General features: G+C 71.2%; 16 protein-coding genes and 3 pseudogenes. 11 read left to right on the forward strand and 8 right to left on the reverse strand.

Annotated features, from left to right (window positions below; translation table 11 throughout):
- Nucleotides 1–24: 24 nt before the first annotated feature.
- Complete coding sequence (locus tag ABZS71_RS28510) at nucleotides 25–1,254, forward strand: cytochrome P450 (RefSeq protein WP_356214700.1); 1,230 nt, start codon at nucleotides 25–27, stop codon at nucleotides 1,252–1,254.
- 5 nt (nucleotides 1,255–1,259) lie between these two features.
- Complete coding sequence (locus ABZS71_RS28515; RefSeq protein ID WP_356214702.1) at nucleotides 1,260–1,466, forward strand: ferredoxin; 207 nt, start codon at nucleotides 1,260–1,262, stop codon at nucleotides 1,464–1,466.
- A 461-nt stretch (nucleotides 1,467–1,927) separates the two neighbouring features.
- On the opposite strand, the gene ABZS71_RS28520 is transcribed toward ABZS71_RS28515, so the two are convergent.
- Nucleotides 1,928–2,491, reverse strand: coding sequence for an ATP-binding protein (locus ABZS71_RS28520; RefSeq protein WP_355847567.1), 564 nt, complete (start codon nucleotides 2,489–2,491; stop codon nucleotides 1,928–1,930).
- Between the two features lie 197 nt (nucleotides 2,492–2,688).
- Here ABZS71_RS28520 and ABZS71_RS28525 point away from each other — a divergent pair, with 197 nt between their 5' ends.
- The 3 genes from ABZS71_RS28525 (at nucleotide 2,689) to ABZS71_RS28535 (ending at nucleotide 5,547) form a co-directional block, all read left to right on the forward strand.
- Entirely contained in the window at nucleotides 2,689–3,456 is a 768-nt protein-coding gene (locus tag ABZS71_RS28525) for an IclR family transcriptional regulator (RefSeq protein ID WP_356214704.1), read from the forward strand.
- 42 nt (nucleotides 3,457–3,498) lie between these two features.
- Nucleotides 3,499–5,001, forward strand: a complete 1,503-nt coding sequence (gene glpK, locus ABZS71_RS28530) for a glycerol kinase GlpK (protein ID WP_356214706.1) — start codon at nucleotides 3,499–3,501, stop codon at nucleotides 4,999–5,001.
- 150 nt (nucleotides 5,002–5,151) lie between these two features.
- Nucleotides 5,152–5,547, forward strand: a complete 396-nt coding sequence (locus ABZS71_RS28535; RefSeq protein ID WP_355847576.1) for an SseB family protein — start codon at nucleotides 5,152–5,154, stop codon at nucleotides 5,545–5,547.
- A gap of 119 nt (nucleotides 5,548–5,666) precedes the next feature.
- Here the strand turns inward: ABZS71_RS28535 and ABZS71_RS28540 are convergent, their stop codons facing one another.
- The 3 genes from ABZS71_RS28540 to ABZS71_RS28550 are packed head-to-tail and all read right to left on the reverse strand — an operon-like array spanning nucleotide 5,667 to nucleotide 8,581.
- Nucleotides 5,667–7,052 carry a HAMP domain-containing sensor histidine kinase gene (locus ABZS71_RS28540; RefSeq protein ID WP_356214708.1) on the reverse strand — a complete coding sequence of 462 codons (1,386 nt, stop codon included), beginning with the start codon at nucleotides 7,050–7,052 and terminating at the stop codon, nucleotides 5,667–5,669.
- Complete coding sequence (locus ABZS71_RS28545) at nucleotides 7,049–7,720, reverse strand: response regulator transcription factor (protein WP_356214710.1); 672 nt, start codon at nucleotides 7,718–7,720, stop codon at nucleotides 7,049–7,051. The genes ABZS71_RS28540 and ABZS71_RS28545 overlap by 4 nt, the downstream gene beginning before the upstream one ends.
- 45 nt (nucleotides 7,721–7,765) lie before the next feature.
- Complete coding sequence (locus tag ABZS71_RS28550; protein ID WP_356214712.1) at nucleotides 7,766–8,581, reverse strand: hypothetical protein; 816 nt, start codon at nucleotides 8,579–8,581, stop codon at nucleotides 7,766–7,768.
- Between the two features lie 166 nt (nucleotides 8,582–8,747).
- On the opposite strand from ABZS71_RS28550, the gene ABZS71_RS28555 reads away from it, so the two are divergent.
- The 4 genes from ABZS71_RS28555 to ABZS71_RS28570 are packed head-to-tail and all read left to right on the forward strand — an operon-like array spanning nucleotide 8,748 to nucleotide 12,253.
- Nucleotides 8,748–9,584, forward strand: coding sequence for an undecaprenyl-diphosphate phosphatase (locus ABZS71_RS28555; RefSeq protein WP_355847588.1), 837 nt, complete (start codon nucleotides 8,748–8,750; stop codon nucleotides 9,582–9,584).
- 44 nt (nucleotides 9,585–9,628) lie between these two features.
- Nucleotides 9,629–9,814 carry an SAM-dependent methyltransferase gene (locus tag ABZS71_RS28560; RefSeq protein WP_356214714.1) on the forward strand — a complete coding sequence of 62 codons (186 nt, stop codon included), beginning with the start codon at nucleotides 9,629–9,631 and terminating at the stop codon, nucleotides 9,812–9,814.
- Between the two features lie 40 nt (nucleotides 9,815–9,854).
- The gene (locus ABZS71_RS28565) at nucleotides 9,855–11,090 is read left to right on the forward strand and encodes a cytochrome P450 (RefSeq protein ID WP_356214716.1); all 1,236 of its coding nucleotides are present in this window, start codon (nucleotides 9,855–9,857) and stop codon (nucleotides 11,088–11,090) included.
- The gene (locus ABZS71_RS28570; protein WP_356214718.1) at nucleotides 11,087–12,253 is read left to right on the forward strand and encodes a serine hydrolase domain-containing protein; all 1,167 of its coding nucleotides are present in this window, start codon (nucleotides 11,087–11,089) and stop codon (nucleotides 12,251–12,253) included. The genes ABZS71_RS28565 and ABZS71_RS28570 overlap by 4 nt, the downstream gene beginning before the upstream one ends.
- 12 nt (nucleotides 12,254–12,265) lie before the next feature.
- Here ABZS71_RS28570 and ABZS71_RS28575 read toward each other — a convergent pair.
- The 4 genes and pseudogenes from ABZS71_RS28575 to ABZS71_RS28590 form a co-directional block, all read right to left on the reverse strand.
- Nucleotides 12,266–12,621, reverse strand: a pseudogene (locus ABZS71_RS28575) (enolase C-terminal domain-like protein); the annotation flags it as partial.
- A gap of 14 nt (nucleotides 12,622–12,635) precedes the next feature.
- Nucleotides 12,636–13,247, reverse strand: a pseudogene (locus ABZS71_RS28580) (N-acetylmuramoyl-L-alanine amidase); the annotation flags it as partial.
- Between the two features lie 64 nt (nucleotides 13,248–13,311).
- A complete protein-coding gene (locus tag ABZS71_RS28585; protein ID WP_355844495.1) occupies nucleotides 13,312–13,440 on the reverse strand; it encodes a hypothetical protein in 129 nt (42 codons plus the stop codon).
- Nucleotides 13,441–13,511: 71 nt separating this feature from the next.
- Nucleotides 13,512–13,700, reverse strand: a pseudogene (locus ABZS71_RS28590) (hypothetical protein); the annotation flags it as partial.
- Between the two features lie 658 nt (nucleotides 13,701–14,358).
- Here ABZS71_RS28590 and ABZS71_RS28595 point away from each other — a divergent pair.
- Together ABZS71_RS28595 and ABZS71_RS28600 are read left to right on the forward strand one after the other, a co-directional pair.
- Nucleotides 14,359–15,162 carry a hypothetical protein gene (locus tag ABZS71_RS28595; protein ID WP_356214721.1) on the forward strand — a complete coding sequence of 268 codons (804 nt, stop codon included), beginning with the start codon at nucleotides 14,359–14,361 and terminating at the stop codon, nucleotides 15,160–15,162.
- A gap of 15 nt (nucleotides 15,163–15,177) precedes the next feature.
- Nucleotides 15,178–16,377 (forward strand): copper amine oxidase, encoded by a 1,200-nt coding sequence (locus tag ABZS71_RS28600; protein WP_356214723.1) that lies wholly within the window; start codon nucleotides 15,178–15,180, stop codon nucleotides 16,375–16,377.
- Nucleotides 16,378–16,396: the final 19 nt, after the last annotated feature.

The raw sequence follows: 16,396 nt of genomic DNA on the forward strand, positions 1-16,396 counted from the left end.
CCCGCCGCGGAAGGGAGCGATGCCGTGTCCGTCACATCACCCGGATCGTCGCCGGTCTCCCTGCCCAGGGAGCGCGACTGCCCGTTCGATCCGCCCGGTGCGTACGGGGTGCTGCGCGAGGAGCGGAGGGCCAGCAGGCTGGCGTTTCCGGACGGGAAGGTGGGCTGGCTGCTCACCCGGTACGAGGACGTTCAGGAGCTGCTCGCGGACGATCGGTTCAGTTCGGACCGCCGACGGACCTCATCGCCGGTGAGCGCGGTTCCGATCCCCGAGGACGACCGCCGTCGGCTTGGCTCGTTCATCGGCATGGATCCGCCCGAGCACACCCGCTATCGACGCCTGCTGACCAGGTGGTTCACGGTCCGGCGGATGCGCGGGCTGCAACCGCGGATCGAGGAGATCGTCACCGGCCATCTGGACGCGATGGAGCGCGCCGGGCCGCCGGCCGATCTGGTGGAGGCGTTCGCGCGGCCGGTGCCGTCGCTGGTGATCTGTGAGCTGCTGGGGGTGCCGTACGGCGACCGGGCCGCCTTTCAGCGGTGGGCCTTCGCGCTGTTCCGGATCGACGGGACCGAGGAGGAGGTCTACGCGGCCAGGGACGCGCTCTGGGACTACATGGGGAATCTGATCGCCGTGAAGCGGCGGCAGCCGGACGACGCGCTGCTGTCCAGGCTCGTCCACGGCGACCTGGGGAAGGACCCGTCGGCGCCGCTGAACGACGACGAGCTGACCGGCGTAGGACTGCTGCTGCTCCTCGCCGGCCATGAGACGACGGCGAACATGCTGTCGCTCGGCACCTACGCCCTGCTGCGCCATCCCGGGCAGTCGCGGCTGGTGCGTGAGCGGCCGGACCTCGTCGATCAGGCGGTCGAGGAGCTGCTGCGGTATCTGACCATCGTGCAGTTCGGGACCGTACGGGCCGCCCGCGAGGACGTCGAGATCGCCGGGGTGCGGGTGCGGGCCGGGGAGACCGTGGTCGCGTCGATCGCCGCGGCCAACCGGGATCCCGCGCACTTCCCCGACCCCGATGAGCTGGACATCACCCGCGACGCCGCCCACCACATCGCCTTCGGCCACGGCGTTCACCAGTGTCTGGGCCAGCATCTGGCGCGGATGGAGATGCGGACGGGCTATCCGGCCCTGCTCCGGCGCTTTCCCACGCTCCGCCTGGCCGTGCCGCCCGACCAGGTGCCGCTGCGCGACGACATGCTCGTCTACGGAGTCCACCGGCTCCCGGTCACATGGGAAGGATGATCGCGATGCGCATCGAGGTGGACCGCGGCCGTTGCCGCGGGGCCGGTCAGTGCGCGCTGCACGCGCCGGAGCTCTTCGACCAGTCCGAGGACGACGGCCTGGTCGTCGTCCTCGACGACCGGCCCCCGCCCGAGCTCCACGAGAGGGCCCGGCTCGCCGAGCGGCTCTGCCCGAACAGCGTCATCCGCACCGTCGGCGAAGACCGCCCCTGAGGGACATGCCGCCGATGGCGCGCCGCACGATGCCCGGGACCGAGCGATGAGACGGCCGGGCCGCGGCCACTCCGGCCAGGGCCAGGAGGGCCGGGACGGCCAGGAAAGGCACACCGAGCGGGCCGCGGCGTGGGTTTTCTGTGGGACCGCCACTACGTCGCCGCGTACCTCTCCACCGCCCTGGTCGGCGCTCTCGGCACCGCGCTCGGCGATGTCCTGCTGCTGTGTCCGGACGGACTGATCGAGGCCCGCGATACGACCGGGGCCTTCTGCCCCCTCATCGACCGGCTCCGCGACCGCTTCGCCGGCCGGCCGCCCGCCGGACCCATTGATGTCATCGACTTCCCCAACACGATCTGCCCCACCACGCCCGCACGCTCCACGACGACGTCGCCATCCTCGCCATCGCCCCGCCCGGCCCTATGTGAGGCGCGTGCCGGACCTGGGGTCTGCCGGGCCGGTCAGGCGGCCACCGGCAGCTCCGCCCAGCGCGTGACGCGGTCGCTGCCGGTGCGGGTGCCATGGCGCGCCGAGAGCGCGGTGACGATGCTGAGCCCGCGCCCGTGCTCATCGGGCTCGATCTCCTCGTCCGGCAGCTGGTCACAGGGCACCGGGCCGCCGTCGGTGACCTCGATACGCAGGGTGGGACACCCCTCGTTCTCGCTCCAGCACAGCCGTAGCACGGCCGGGGGCAGGGCGTGGAGGACCGCGTTGGTGATCAGCTCCGAGATCACCATGAGCGCGTCGTCGAGGCAGTCGGCGGGCAGCTCCCACTCGACGAGGAGCGCCTGCGCCCGTCGTCGCACGGGGGCGACCGCTTCATGGATGTGCGGCACCGGAAAGAGATGGCCGTCATCGCCGTCCGGTGGGGTCCGATCCGGGCTCTCGTCCCCGTTCGCCGCCGGCGCGCCCATCGGCTCCCCGCCGTCCGCCGGGGAGCCGATGCGACGCGTGGTGGTGTGACCGGCCTGCTTCACAACACGTCCTACGAAGCCGGCCACCGGAAAACTCAGCTGGTCCGCCACATCTCCTCCTCTCGTCGCCGGGTAGCTGTCCTTGATGAGGCCCACTCGGCCACCTATTGGCATACTGGTACTCATGTCCTGATACGGACGCTATGGGCCTCCACCCATCGGGGTCAACGAATCCGAGTCGGCATTGCCGAACGTTTCCCCGCCTGCTCAACAGGCTGAGCCCATGGGCGAAGAGCTACGATCGCGTCATGGCCGGCCCGGTGCAGTCCATCGAGCGGGCGGCGGCGATTCTGCGGCTGCTCGCCCAGGGCTCGGGTCGGCTCGGACTGGGCGAGGTGGCGGCCTCGCTCGGACTGGCGAAGGGCACCGCACACGGCATCCTGCGCACCCTGCAGAGCGTCGACTTCGTCGAACAGGACAAGGCCACCGGCAAGTATCAGCTCGGCGCGGCGCTGCTGCACCTGGGGACCAGCTATCTCGACATCAACGAGCTGCGGTCCCGCTCCATCAACTGGGCCGATGCGCTCGCCGCCCGCAGCGGTGAGGCAGTCCGCCTCGGCGTGCACCTCGAGGGCCAGGTCCTCGTCGTCCACCACGTCTTCCGGCCCGATGACACCTTTCAGACCCTGGAGGTGGGCTCACTGCTGCCGCTGCACGCCAGCGCACTGGGAAAGGTCCTCCTCGCGTACGGGGTGGCACCCATGGAGCCGCTGACGGAAGCGGAACCGGAGGCCTACACCCGGCACACTCTCGTCTCCTCCCAGCAGCTGGGCAAGGCGCTGGGCGAGATACGGGAGGCCGGATGGGGGGCCGCCAACCAGGAAATGATGATGGGCGAAGCGGACATCGCGGCGCCGATACGCGGACAGGGCGGCCTCGTGGTGGGCGCCATCGGCGTGTCCGGCGCCGTGGAACGCGTCTGCGACAGCAAGGGCCGTCCCCAGGCGTCGCTGGTCGGGCTGACCCGCGATGCCGCACGCGCGATCTCCCGCGACCTCGGTGCGGCCCGCTGGTGACCCCCATGCCCTGCTCGAAAGCGCGCGAAGGCAGGTCAGGCCATGGTTGAACGCTATGTGATGTCCATCGACCAGGGCACCACCTCCACCCGGTGCATCCTCTTCGACCACCAGGGACGGCTGGTGTCGGTCGCCCAGCGAGAACACCAGCAGCACTTCGCCAGGCCCGGCTGGGTGGAACACGACGCCATCGAGATCTGGGCCAATCTGCGGCGCGTCGTACCACGGGCGCTGAGCAGCGCCGGGGCCGGTCCCGGCCAGATCGCGGCGATCGGCATCGCCAATCAGCGCGAGACCACCGTGCTCTGGGACCGCCGCACGGGCGTGCCCATCGGCAATGCCATCACCTGGCAGGACACCCGCACCAGCGCCCTCGTCGAGGAGCTGCGGCGCACCACCGGTGACGACTTCTTCCTCGACCGCTGCGGGCTGTCGCCCACGACCTACTTCTCCGCGCCCCGCATCCGCTGGCTCTTCGATCACGTCGACGGGCTGCGCGAGCGCGCGGAGCGCGGCGAGGTGCTCTTCGGCACCATGGAGAGCTGGCTGATCTGGAATCTCACCGGCGGGCCCGCCGGTGGGCTGCACCTCACGGACGCCACCAATGCCAGCCGCACCATGCTGATGAACATCCGCACGCTGACCTGGGACGATGAACTGCTGGCGTATTTCGGTGTGCCCCGCCCGATGCTGCCGGACATCCGGCCCTCCGCCGAGTGCTACGGCGTGGCCGGCTCGCTGCTCCCGGACGTCCGGATCTGCGCGGCCCTCGGCGATCAGCAGGCGGCGCTGTTCGGGCAGACCTGCTTCGCCTCCGGGGAGGCCAAGTGCACCTACGGCACCGGCAGCTTCCTGCTGCTCAACACCGGCACCAGCCTCATCCGGTCCCGGCACGGGCTGCTCGCCACGGTGGGCTACAAGATCGGGGACGAGCCGACGGTCTACGCCCTCGAGGGGCCCATGGCGGTCACCGGCGCGCTGGTGCAGTGGTTCCGCGACCGGCTGGGGCTGATCAACAGCGCCCCGGAGATCGAAACCCTCGCCCGCACCGTCAAGGACAACGGCGGCTGCTATATCGTGCCCGCCTTCTCCGGGCTGTTCGCCCCGCACTGGCGCAGCGACGCGCGGGGCGTCATAGTCGGGCTCACCTCGTACATCACCAAGGGACATCTCGCCCGCGCCGTACTGGAGGCGACCGGCTGGCAGACCCGCGAGGTCGTCGACGCCATGAACGCCGACTCGCCCCAGCCGCTGAAGGAGCTGAAGGTCGACGGTGGCATGACGGCCAACCATCTGCTCATGCAGATCCTGGCCGACGTCCTCGATGTGCCCGTGGTGCGCCCCATGGTGTCCGAGACCGTCTCGCTCGGCGTCGCCTACGCCGCCGGTCTCACCGTCGGCTACTGGCCGGACCTCGAGGGGCTCCGCCGCAACTGGCACCGCGCCGCGCAATGGCTGCCCGCGATGGATCCCGGGCGGCGGGAGTCGGAGTACGAGAACTGGCAGCGGGCCGTCGAGCGGTCGTACGGCTGGGTCAGGTCGTAGCGGGTCGGAGCAGAAAATCGTGTGTCCGTGGAATTGGCGCCGCCAGGGATGTGTGATCGCCATGGGGAGGGGTATTCGAGCCAGCTGCGGTTGGTAACAGCCGCTCTGGGCCCAGAGCCATTCCACAAGCCCCGATCCATGGACGGAATCATGACCAGCCCTTCCGATGACAGCAACGTTTCCGCCACCCAGCACGCCCTCGGCGAGCTGGCGGCCGACCGCGCGGACGAGGCGGCGCTGACCACGCTTGCCAACAGTGAGGTCCTGCTTCCCTCCGCCGAGACCGGAGAGGAGACGGATCCGCAGGCAGTGACTCTGCCCGTGTTCCAGCAGGAGGACGGCGCCCAGCTGGTGCCGGTCTTCACCACAGCGGACCGGATGCACCAGGCGCTGCCGCAGATCGAGCGGTACCACCTGGTGCCGCTGGGCGCCCTGGCGCAGGGCTGGCCCTCCGACGAGCTCTCGTTGACCATCGACGCGGGCGCCCCGGAATCGGTCACCCTGTCGGCCAACGGCGTACGGAGCCTGCTGACGCACCCGGCGTAACCCGTCACGGTCCGCCCGGTGACTCTCCGGGCGGGCACCTCTTCCCCTTACCGGCCGGCTGGTGGCCTACGGCGGCTTACTGGTGGCCTACGGCGGCGCGTCGCCGCCGACGCCGCCGCTCAGCCCGCGGGGAGCATGACCACGAAGCGCGCTCCCCGCAGGGCGGGCTCCAGGCGCAGCTCCCCGCCCGCCGCGCGGGCCAGCCGGCAGGCCAGTGGCAGCCCCAGCCCCGCTCCGTCGTGGCCATCGGCCGGGTCGGCCCGGTAGCCCGGTTCGAAGATCGCGTCGTGGGCGTCCTGCGGCACACCCGGCCCGTCGTCCGTGACGGTCACACGTACGCTCCCGGGCGGGCCCGCCGAGCACTCCAGGGCGATGGCGTCGCGGGCATAGCGGCGGGCGTTGTCCAGCAGCGGGGTGAGGATCCGCTCGACCACCGCCGGAGAGACCCCCGCGACCAGCATCGGCTCCTCCCCCGTCAGCCGAACGGCGATCGGCGGCGCCTGCGGCCGGTCGGCGGCCTCGGGTGCCTCGCGGGCGGCGATGTCCCGTACGACCGTGCCGAGCGCACACCGTCCAGGGGCCTCGGTGCTCCCGGCGCGGGCCTCGGCCAGCAGCGTTTCGCAGATTGTGCGCATCCGGTCGGCTCCCTGGGCGATCGCCTCGATGGCCGCCGTCCGCTCCTCTGGCCCGCGCGGGCGGGCCAGCAGCCAGTCCGCCTCGGCGGTGATCCGCGCCAGCGGGGTGCGCAGCTCGTGGGAGAGCTCCGCGCTGAGCTGCCGTTCGTGGCGGAGTACGGCGGCGAGCCGGTCGAGCAGTTCGTCGAGGTTGCCTGCGAGCGCGTTCAGCTCCGCCGGGCGCGGCGCCGCGCCGAAGCGGCGGCCTATGTCATGGCCGCCCCACTGGGCCGCCTGCCGGGTCATCGCGCCCACCGGCCGCAGCGCCCGGCCGACCACGCCCCGGGCCATCAGATAGACGCCGCCGAGCAGCAGCAGGGCCAGGCCGACGGAGCCCGCCAGGGCGGACTGGGCCGTATGCCGGTAGGGGTCGAGGCCTACCGCGGTGATCACGGTGCCCACCTGGCGGCCGTGGTCGCGGATCGGCAGCGCGTAGAGCCGGGAGGGGGTCGAGCCACCGGTCTCCTCGAAGGCATCGTGGCGGCCGGCCAGCCGGTCCGCGGCGCGCTGCACCCCCGCGGACGCGGGCGGCCGCTCCAGGGCCCGGCGCCCCTGGTAGATCCAGATGCCGGTGTCCAGGGCGCGGTCGTGCGCGGGTTCGTCGACGGTCAGCGACCGGTCGGGGTGTACCCGTACGGTGGCCTCGGCCGCCGTCGCGCGGGTGCGCAGCAGATCGTCGGCCTCGGCGCGCAGCCGGCCCTCGAGGGCGACATTGAAGACGGCCGTGAGGACGATCACCCAGACCGCGGTGGTGAACAGGGCCAGCAGCGCCAGCCGGCCGCGCAGGGTGCCCGGCCGGACGCGGTGCCACCCCCGGGGTAGCGCCCTCATCCGAACCGGTAGCCCACGCCGCGTACGGTGCCGATGCCGCGCCCGCCGCCCACGTCGCGCAGCTTGCGGCGCAGCCGGACCAGGTACTGGTCCAGGGTGTTGTCCGCCACCATCGCCCCTTCCGGCCAGGCCGCCCGCAGCAGCGTCTGGCGCCGTACGACCACGCCCGGGGCGGCCATGAGACAGGCGAGCAGCCGGAACTCGGTGGGGGTCAGCGGCGCCGTGCGGCCCTCGTACTCCAGCAGATGGCGGGTGGGGTCCAGCCGGATCCCGCCGGCCTCGACCGCCGGGCTGCGGCCCGCCCGGCGCAGCACCGCCCTCAGCCGGGCGGCCAGTTCCACCAGGTGGAACGGCTTGGGCAGATAGTCGTCGCCGCCGGAAGAGAAGCCGGAGAGCCGGTCGACGAGGCCGTCGTGCGCGGTGAGGAAGAGCACCGGGGCGTCCAGACCGCCGGCGCGCATGGCCTGGCACACATCGCGACCGTCGGAGTCCGGCAGGCCCACGTCAAGGACGACGGCGTCCACCTGCCGTGGCCCGGCCACCGCCCGGAGGGCCGCCGCGCCGTCGGCGGCGGTCACCACCTCGAAGTGCTCGTCCCGCAGGCCGCGGGCGAGTACATCGCGCAGTCCATGGTCGTCCTCGACGACCAGCACCCGGTGAACGGTCATCGGCCCAGTATCACCCAGGTGCTCGTCCGGCCCCGGATGGGGCGATCAGACGTTCAGGTCGGGTACAGGTTCGGCCGCGGGCGACCGGTCCTTGCGCGTGACCGACAGATAGACGACGAGGGCCAGGATCGTGGTGAGGAAGAGCGCGCTGGTCCCCACCGTGCCGAGGGCGAGCCCGCCGTCGGCGCTGGGCTGGGACATGTAGTCCCCGAGGGAGGCGCCCAGCGGGCGGGTCAGCACATACGCGACCCAGAACGCCGTGACCGCCTCCAGCCCCAGCCAGAAGTGCGCGACGGCCACCGCCGCGATCAGCCCGGCGAACATGAGCGCCGAGACCCAGTAGCCGAGGGCGAGCTTCTCCGCCGTGAGGTCGCCCGCCGCGGTGCCGAGGGCGAAGGTGAACAGGATGGCCGCCCAGTAGAACGCCTCGCGCCGGGTGGTGTGGATGGTGTGGATGGACAGGGTCTTCTCGCTCGCGTACCAGAGGGCGAAGGTGGCCGCCAGCACGATGGTGAAGACGATGGTGGTCGTCTCCAGCGGTACGCCCATGTTGTCCGTGAGATTGTCGGTGACCAGGGTGCCGACGACGCTGATCAGCACCACGGAGAGCCAGTAGATCCCCGGTACGTACCGCCTGGTCCGGAACTGGAACACCAGCGCGGCCACCAGCAGGGCCGACATGACGTAGGTGGTGTTGGTCAGGCCGAATCCGAGGGTGTCGTTCAGATAGTCGGCCGCCGTCTCGCCCACGGTGGTGCACAGGACCTTGATGATCCAGAAGTAGACCGTGACCTCGGGGACCTTGTTCAACATCTGCCGGTGCCGTGACACGGCCCCGGCCTGTGGCGTCGTGGTAGTCATGGCGGGAGGCTGGCACGGTGCTCCTGTACGCAACCTGAGCGTGACGGGGCGTCCGGCCGTGCGGAGGCTTCCGGCAGCCTCCTGATTGGCCACCTCCCCCGGCCATCGTCTACAGTCACGTAGACCTTCATTGCGTACGCACAAAGACACCGGCGGGACGGATCACGTGAGCGCGATCAGCATCGGACAGGCCGTCGTTCTCGGCGTCGTGGAGGGAGTCACGGAATTCCTCCCGGTCTCCTCCACCGGCCATCTGAAGATCACCGAAGGGCTGATGGACATCCCGGTGGACGACAAGGCCGTCGTCGCCTTCACCGCCGTGATCCAGGTCGGCGCCATCGCCGCCGTCCTCCTCTACTTCTTCAAGGACATCCTCCGCTACGCCACCGCGTGGGGACGTGGCCTGTTCAACCGCGAGGAGCGCTACCACCACGACTACAAGTTCGCCTGGTGGGTCATCTACGCCACCATCCCGATCGTGATCGTGGGCCTCGCGGCCAAGCCGCTCATCGAGGGGCCGCTCGCCTCCCTGTGGGTGGTGGCCGGTTCGCTGATCGTCGGCAGCGGGCTGATGTGGGCGGCCGACCAGATGGGCCGGCACAAGCGCGGGGAGGACGACACCAGCTTCAAGGACGCGATGCTCGTCGGATCCTCGCAGATCCTCGCCCTGCTCTTCCCCGGCTTCTCGCGCTCGGGCGCCACCATGTCCACTGGGCTCATCCTCGATCTGGACCGCGTCGCCGCCACCCGGCTCTCCTTCTTCCTGGGCATTCCGTCGCTGACCGGGGCGGGGCTGTACGAGCTCAAGGACGCCACGGGCGGCGGTGTGGGCGCGATGCCCCTCGCGGTCGGCACCGTGGTGTCCTTCGCCGTCGCCTACGCCTCGATCGCCTGGCTGCTGAGGTTCGTCGCCAAGCATTCGTTCAACGCCTTTGTGATCTACCGCGTCATCATCGGGGTGGCGCTGTTCGGGCTGCTCGGCGCGGGCGTCCTCAACGCCTGACGCCGCCCCGCCGGGCGCTCACCAGCCCGAACCGCATCAAGACGATGCTGGAGTTCCTCGGCACCGGCCGCTTCCGGACCATGGAGGAGATCGAGGGCTACCTCCGGGGCCTTGAACTCGTCGCACCAGGGGTGGTCCCCTTGCCGATGTGGCGCCCCAACGCCCCCGTCCCACAGCCACTGACCGTGGCCCAGCGACTGATGGCCGGGGGCGTCGGCCGCAAGCGGTGATCCGGGCAACGCAAGGCTTCCTGAAGGGGAGGTGCCGCTGGTGGGCGGTGCGCAGGAGCAATACGGAGGACGCAGGATCGAGCGGGGGACGGCCGGGGACGGCTGTCCGGTGCGGCGGGGGCCCGATGGGGTCTGGCAGGTGCGGGGATACGAGGAAGCCCGTGCCGTGTTGCGCACCACCGCCACCGTGCAGGCCGGGCTCGGCATCGAGACCGTGGAGAAGCTCCCGTCGGGGATCCGGCGGCCGGTCCTCTACCGGGACGGCCCGGAACACCGTGAACACCGGCGGCAGACCGCCCGGTTCTTCACCCCCCGCCGCGTGGACGAGCGGTACCGCGAGGTCATGGTCCGGGTCGCGGAGGCCCAGATCGCCACCGTCCGGGACACGGGCCGGGGCCGGCTCGCCGATCTGAGCTTCCATCTGGCGATCGAGGTGGCCGCTGCCGTGATCGGCCTGACGGAGAGCAGGCCCGGCATCCGGCGTCGGCTGGAGCGCTTCTTCCCCGAGAAGTTCGGACGACCGGGGCTGACCAGCTTCCACGGGCTCTACTGGATGTTCCGGCAGAACACGAACTGGCTGCGGGTCTATCGGGGCGACGTACGTCCGGCCGTGCGCGCCCGCCGCCGGCGGCGTCGTGACGACCTGATCTCCCATCTGCTCGACGAGGGGTGCTCGGCCGGCGAGATCCTCGGCGAGTGCCTGACGTTCGCCGCGGCCGGGATGATCACCACCCGGGAGTTCGTCAACGTCGCCGCCTGGCATCTGTTCACCGACGGCGCGCTGCTCACCCGGTACCGGGCGGCGGACGAGACGGACAGACTCGCGATCCTGCACGAGATCCTCCGGCTCGAACCGGTCGTCGGCCGTCTCCGCCGCCGTACGACCGCCCCGCTCGAACTGCGGGGCGGCGGCGATGCCGTGACGTTGCCGGCCGGGGAACTGGTCGACATCTTCCTCGACAGCACCAACACCGACGAGCGCACGGTGGGCGCATGTCCGGGGCGGATCCGCCCCGGACGCGCGATGGCCGAGGGCGCCGGCGCCCCGGGCCTGTCCTTCGGCGACGGCCCGCACAAGTGCCCCGGCGCCCATATCGCGATCCTGGAGACGGATGTCTTCCTCAGCCGCCTGTTCGCTCTGCCCGGACTCCGGATGGCCACCCCGCCCCGGGTCGGCTTCAAGGACGAGATCGGCAGCTACGAGCTCCGCGACTTCACCGTCTTCCTCACCGACCACACCTCATCCGACCATCGAGCCGCTGGAGAGACGCCATGACCCAGTCCGTGCCACTGATCCAAGGCCACTGCGACGCGCGCTTCGCCGGGGTACGGGACGCCTTCGAGGCGAACTTCGCCGAACGCGGCGAGCTGGGTGCGGCGGTGACCGTGCGGGTCGGCGGGCAGAGCGTGGTGGATCTGTGGGGTGGCTGGGCGGACGGCGGGCGCACCGTCGCGTGGGAGCGGGACACGCTGGTCAATGTGTGGTCGACCACGAAGGGGCCCACCGCGCTGTGCGCGCATGTGCTGATGGACCGGGGGCTGCTGGATCCGGACGCGCCGGTGGCCACGTACTGGCCACAGTTCGCGGCGGCCGGCAAGGCCTCGCTTCCGGTGCGGTATCTGCTGTCGCACCGGGCGGGTCTGGCCGGGCTGCGGGAGCCGCACACCCTGGCCGAGCTGTACGACTGGGAGCTGACCACGGGGCGGCTGGCGGCCATGGAGCCGTGGTGGGAGCCCGGTTCGCGGTCCGGGTACCACGCGATCACCTACGGCTTTCTGGTCGGCGAGGTGATCCGGCGGATCACCGGCCTGCTGCCGGGCGAGTTTCTGCGGAAGGAGATCACCGGGCCGCTGGGCATCGACTTCACGATCGGCCTGCCGGGGAAGGACGCCGGCCGGGCGGCCGAGCTGGTCCATCCGCCGGCCGCGGTGACCGGTGAACAGGCTGCGGTCTACGCCCAGTTGGAGCCGGTCGCCCTGGCCGCCCTGGCCAACCCGCCCCTCGGCGCCGCGGAGGCCAACACCCCCGCGTGGCGCGCCGCCGAGATACCGGCGGCCAATGGCCACGGCACCGCGCGCGCCGTCGCCGCGCTGTACGACATCTTCGCCCGCCGGGGCCTGGCAGGTGACCGCCGTGTGCTCTCCCCGGAGGCCGCCGAGCGCGCCCGCGAGGGCCAGGGCGCCTGCCGCGACCTGGTCCTCGGCGCGGGCTTCGACCATGACACGGAGGTCGCCCTCGGCCTGTGGCTCAGCGGTCCGAACGGGTCGTACGGGCCCAACCCCCGCGCCTTCGGCCACGATGGCCTCGGTGGCTCCTGCGGCCTGGCGGACCCGGAGGCGGAGGTCGGCATGGGCTATGTGATGAACCGCATGGGTCCCCATATCGCCGACGACCCCCGGAAGATGGCCCTGATCGACGCGGTGTACGCACCGCTGTGACCAGGGCCTGTCGATGCCGATGCCGGGGGTGGTCGGCACGGGCAGCTGGCCGTCCCGCAGGACGAACGGCTCGGTGATGTCCTCGGTGAAGTGCCGGCTGGATGCCGGGGTGTCGCCGGGCAGGGTGCATCCGGGCAGTGCGGCCACCGCCAGGTTGGGGCGCGGCCGATACCGGTCTCCAGCATGCCGCCGCACCACACCGGGACGCCGTGGGCGGCGGCGATGTCGTGGATGCGGCGGGCTTCCAGATAGCCACCGACCCGGGCCGGTTCGACGTTGATGACCCGGCAGGCGTCCAGGGCGATCGCGGACGCGGCGTCGCGCGCGGTGTGGGTGGACTCGTCCACCCACACCGGGGTGGTCAGCCGGGCGCGGGGGTCTGCTCGGCGGCGCCGTCGGGCTTGGTGCCGAGCCGCTTCGCTATCCGGGAGCGCATGGTGTCCATCGAGAAGCCCCGGGGGTCGACCTTGCCCGGCTGCCACTCCCGATGGCCGATCACCGACCGCTGGGTCCAGCCGTGTGCGCGGCAGATGGCGGCGGAGACCTTCTCGATCGCCAGCTTCTGCGCCTCCGGCCAGGGGTCCTCGCCGTCGCCGAGGTTGATGCACTCGAAGCCGTAGAAGTGGCGGTTGCCGTCGGTGTCGGCCTCGTTGTCGCCGGGCAGGGCGGTCTCGTCGATGACCGCCCTGAGCACATCGCCGTCGCCGAGACCGGCGTGGTTGGCGCGGCCGTGGCCGACCAGATGGACCGCGCCCGCCTTGTCGATGACCCCGTGGCACAGCGGGCCCGGCAGGGACGAGTGGCCCTCGTAACAGAGCTTCACCGATGAGTCGGTGCCCTTGGTGACGGTGTGGTGGATCATCACACCGTTCACCGGGCCCCAGGCGCCCTTGGAGTTGCGGTTGTGGTGGCGCCAGTCGCGGTATTCGTGCACCTCCAGACCCTCGTCGCGCAGAGCCTTGAGAAGGCGGGCGGCGGTCAGTGGAGTGGCCATCGTGAATATGCTCCTTCGACAGTCGGGGGGACGTGAGGAAGTACGCAGAGCGCGATCATGTGACTCAACCGGCCCGGTCGGCCGAGTCGGCCTCCGCCTCCGCCGCGAGCGCCTCCGCGTCCGCCGCCGGGACCGGGGTGGCCAGCGGCCCGAAGGCCGGCCGCAGATCCAGCACCGCGTCCTCATCCGTCACCCACCCGAGCGGTGCGGAGTGCACCTGGATCCCCGCCGGGGCCTGGAGCAGCGGGCTTACGGGCCGGGTTCGAACCAGTCGTCGTACTGGCCCTCGACCCCGCTGCGTACGAGGTCGACCTGTTCGGCCAGCACGGCGAGCAGGGCGCGCAGGGGCTCCCCCGCCTCGGCGTCCCTGAGCCGATGCCACTGCGGCAGCAGCTCGGCGAGCCCGTCCGGCTCCCTGCTCTGCGGCGTGGGCGGCCGCGGTGAGCACCACAGCCGCGAGCACCCACGGGATCCGGTTCCCCCGGGCTGGGCAGCCACTGCCTGCCCAGCGCGACCGGGTAGATGACCGCCGCGTGGACGGCGGGGACGGCAGGCCGCACGAAGCCCTTTCTGGCGGGCGCCGAGGAACAAGGGCGGCGCCAGGAGTCCGGCGGAGAACACCACGCACACCACCCACAGCGCACGGCGCCGCGGGCTGGTGTACAGGGGGGCTGGGGCGGATGTGCCGGCGGGGTGGTCGTTCATGGTCACCTCTCGGCCGTCGGTTCGGTTGCGGAAGCGGGGTCCGATGGATCATCCGGCCCTCCTGTCGCGTCTGGTCCCAGCTCACGGGGCGTCCGCGCGGGCAGGGCACTGTGCAGACTTCCCCACCGAGGGGTCGCTCCCGCCGGAACATGCGTTTCTCACAGTCGCTTGATTACAAAAGCAACTGTTATGACGCCTTGAGGGGTGAAAGCGTGGGCCGACAGTGGACAGCGGCGAGTCCGGGGGATGTCCGCACGAGCCATCGGAAGCGTCTCGCATCGTGCCGCGCGGCGGGACACGCACCGACGACACGCCCGGTTCCGGCATGCGCCCCGCGGGGCGGTCGGCCTGCTGTCCTCCGAGCCCTGCCCGGGCTCGCTCGACCGACAACGGGAACGGCTGGGTGATGAGAATCAACACCACTCACGACGGCGCGGACGGCGCACCGAGCGGCCCAAGACGGCGATGGCGCCTGTCCGCGGCGCTGGGCGTGGCGGCCCTGATAGCCGGCGGGGGGATCGCCGCCCTGGACACGGCCGGGCCGCCCGCGCCCGACACCTCGCAGCCGGCGGCGGCCATCGCCTCGCACACCGGCCCGTTGACGTCGGAGGAGACGCGGAAGGCGTCCCGTATCGCCGTCGGGAACACCACCGGGCAGGAGCCCTCGCCCAGGGACAAGGGCGGCAAGAGCGGCGGGGAGAGGAACGCCACGGGCGGTTCCGGGGCCGAGGTGCTGGACACCCACCGCCCGCTGCGCGACAAGTCGGCCTCCGCCGCCCCCGACAGTGAGGCCGAGGTCCAGCTCTACGACTACGCCTCCGACGTCCTGATCACCCGGCTGGTCGATCTGCGCTCCGGGAAGGTGCTCCGCTCGGCCCGTCAGCGCGGGGTCCAGCCGCCTCCCACCCTGACCGAGGTCCGGCAGGCAGTGAAGATCATCCTGGCCGACCGCCGTCTCGGCCCGGGGATGCGCGACTCCTACGCGTCGCAGACGAAGAAGACGCTCACCTCGCCCTCCCAACTGCTGGTGCAGGGAATGGCGTTCCTGGAGTCCCGCGCTCAGGGCGTGACCGGCGCCCGGAAGGTGTCGCAGTGCGGTGTCCACCGGTGTGTGCAGCTGTTCGTGCGCATTCCGGGTGGCAAGTGGATCGACACCAGCAGGATCGTCATCGATCTGTCGGCCCGGCGCGCCGCCGTCATCGGCCTCTGAGGGGAGCTTGCGTTCATGTTCAGTCTCTTTCGGCATGCCCGGATCCTGTTGGCCGTGGCGGCCCTGCTGACGCTGGGGACGCCGGGTCCGGCCTCCGCCGCCCCCCGCCCGTCCGCGGCGGCCCCCTCCTGCGACAATGCCGATCGCATCGACAAGACCCTCAAGAACGGCGCCCGCTGGCAGATGTGCTGGGACATCGACCGCAACACCGGGGTGATGCTGAGCGATGTGACGTACACACCGAACCGCGGCACCCCGACGCGTGTCCTCAAGAGCGCGTCGCTCGCCGAGGTGCATGTCCCCTACGACAGCGGTCAGCCCCGCTTCTACGACGTCTCGGCCATCGGCTTCGGCGACCTCGACCTGGGCACCCTCACCAAGCTCTCGAAGGACGACTGTCCCACCGGCAAGCTCTGGAACTACCGGAACGCCCCCGTGATGTGCAGCCAGGAGCAGCCCCGGCCGTTCGCGTACAAGAGCGCGGTGGAGAAGAGCGTGCTGCACGGGACCGATCTGGTCGTGTTCTCCGTGTCCGAGATCGGCTGGTACGACTACATCATGGAGTGGCACTTCTCGGACGACGGTGCCATCGCCCCGCGCGCGGGCGCCACCGGAACCCTCTCGCCGTTCCAGTTCACCGACGCCACCAGCGGATGGCCGACGGGGGTGGGATCCAAGCGATTCAGTGAGAACCACATGCACAACGTCTTCTGGCGGCTCGACTTCGATGTCGACGGACAGTCGAAGAACGTCGTCGAGCAGTACGACTACCGGGGCAGCGGCACCGCCAAGCGCACCGCCAAGCGCACCGTGCTGACCCATGAGACCGGCGCGGACCTCGCGCCCAGCCGCTTCTGGCGGGTCGTGAACCCCACCGCCCTGAACGACGACGGCCACCCGAAGTCATGGGAGATCGACGACCACGAGAGCGATCAGTACCGGGGGCCGAGCGACACCGAGGAATTCACCCACCACGACGTGTACCTCACCACCTACCGGGCGTGCGAACGGCTGGCCTACGGCAACACCGCGCCGGCCTGCGCCCCCTCGGTGGACAGGTACGCGAACGGCGAGAAGCTCACCGATCCGGTGGCATGGGTCAGCGTCGACTACCACCACGTGCCCAGGGACGAGGACCAGGACCCCATGCCCACGCACTGGCAGGGCTTCCGGATCGTCCCCCGGGATGTCACCGCCACCAGCCGGCTGCCGTAGGCCCATCGTCCGTCCCGTC

Source organism: Streptomyces sp. NPDC005393 (assembly GCF_040606675.1).
In the GTDB taxonomy this organism is placed as follows: domain Bacteria; phylum Actinomycetota; class Actinomycetes; order Streptomycetales; family Streptomycetaceae; genus Streptomyces.